This is a genomic window from Terriglobus sp. YAF25 (assembly GCF_052113305.1).
Classification (GTDB): domain Bacteria; phylum Acidobacteriota; class Terriglobia; order Terriglobales; family Acidobacteriaceae; genus Terriglobus.
In genome coordinates, this window is the sequence record NZ_JBFRCY010000843.1 from 1 (window position 1) to 1,764 (window position 1,764).

The 1,764-nt window shown below is 59.7% G+C and carries 1 protein-coding gene; it reads left to right on the top strand.

Annotated features, from left to right (window positions below; all coding sequences use genetic code 11):
- Positions 1 to 68: 68 nt before the first annotated feature.
- Positions 69 to 1,764, top strand: a 1,696-nt coding sequence (locus AB4043_RS24400; RefSeq protein ID WP_442308375.1) for an arylsulfatase, incomplete at its 3' end; no start/stop codon positions are given.

Genomic DNA, 1,764 nt, shown 5'->3' on the forward strand with positions numbered 1-1,764 from the left:
CGCCTCCCCCTTTTACGGGGACCGTTGGCTCCAGTTTCGCGAACTCAACGGCGGCTCCGACACCACCGTTGCGAGCCCCAGCGGGCGCTCCGAACGTATTGCTGGTGTTGATCGACGATGCCGGGTATGGCCAATCCGGCACATTTGGAGGTCTGGTCCCGACACCGACGCTTGACTCCCTCGCAGCGAAGGGATTGCGTTACAACCGCTTCCATGTCACAGCCCTCTGCTCGCCCACACGCGCGGCATTGCTGACGGGCAGGAACAATCATGCTGTCGGGATGGGGACAATCACCAATCTGGCAACCGACTTCCCCGGCTATAACGCGTCGATCCCGAAGAGCGCGGCACTGTTACCGCAAGTGCTGCAGATGAACGGATACGCAACGGCCGCCTACGGCAAGTGGCATCTGATTCCGGAAAGCGAAGACAAGATCTCCGGCCCATTCGATCACTGGCCAACACATCAGGGGTTCGATGAGTTCTATGGTTTCCTGAATGGTGAAACAGACCAGTGGTATCCGGAGCTTACCTCTGGGACACAGCCGGTCGAGATGTCGGCGCCAGCTGGACGCAAGGCCGACTTCACGCTGAACGAAGATCTGGCCGATCATGCGATTCGCTGGATCAAATCGGAGAAGTCGCTGTCTCCTGAGAAGCCTTTCTTCGTCTACTTTGCTCCCGGAGCAACGCATACCCCGCTGCAGGCTCCCAAGCCCTGGATCGACAAGTTCCGCGGCCAGTTCGATATGGGCTGGGACAAGTATCGTGAGATTGTCTTTGAGCGCCAGAAGAAGCTCGGTGTGGTCCCGAAGGATGCGAAGCTGACGCCTCGCCCCAAGGAGATTCCTGCATGGGATTCGCTCTCGCCGGACGAAAAGAAGGTCGCCTCACGCCTGATGGAGGTCTTTGCCGGATTTATGGCACAGACCGATCACGAGATCGGGCGCGTGATCGACGCGATTCGCGATACCGGCCAGTTGGACAACACGATGGTTCTCTTTATTGCCGGAGACAATGGCGCCAGCCTGGAAGGCGGCTTGCAAGGCACGGGCAACATCATGGCGGCGATCAACGGCGAGCGGGAGTCCACGGCTGAGATGCTCAAGATCCTCGATAAGCTTGGCGGGCCGGAGACGACGCCTCACTATCCGGTGGGCTGGGCGTGGGCCGGAGACACTCCATTTCGGTGGGGCAAGCGCATCGCCTCACACCTGGGTGGAACCCGTGATCCTCTGGTGGTCTGTTGGCCAAAAGGAATCCATGATGGCGGAGCCTTGCGGGAACAGTTTGAGGACGTGACCGATATTGCTCCCACCGTTCTGGAGGCGGCACATATCCCGGTGCCCATTGAAGTGAATGGCGTGAAGCAACAGCGCATGGACGGCATGAGCATGCTGGCGACCTTCTCCTCAGCCAGTGTGCCGAGCCTGCGCACAACCCAATACTTTGAGATGCTGGGTAACCGGGCCATCTATCACGACGGCTGGATGGCGGCATCACGTAGCGGCCTGCTTCCCTGGGTATACACCACTCAGCCGCCTCCGGACCCGAATCGCCAGCCTTGGGAGCTGTATCACCTGAGCGAGGACTACTCCGAAGCGGATGACGTAGCCGCCAAAAATCCTGACAAAGTCGCGGAATTGGCCGTCCTCTTCGATGCGGAAGCAAAACAGAATCGTGTTTACCCGCTAGACCCACGCTTCGGAGGACGGCAGGCGCGGCCGGAGGGCAACCACTTCAGGTACTACACCGGCACTGGAC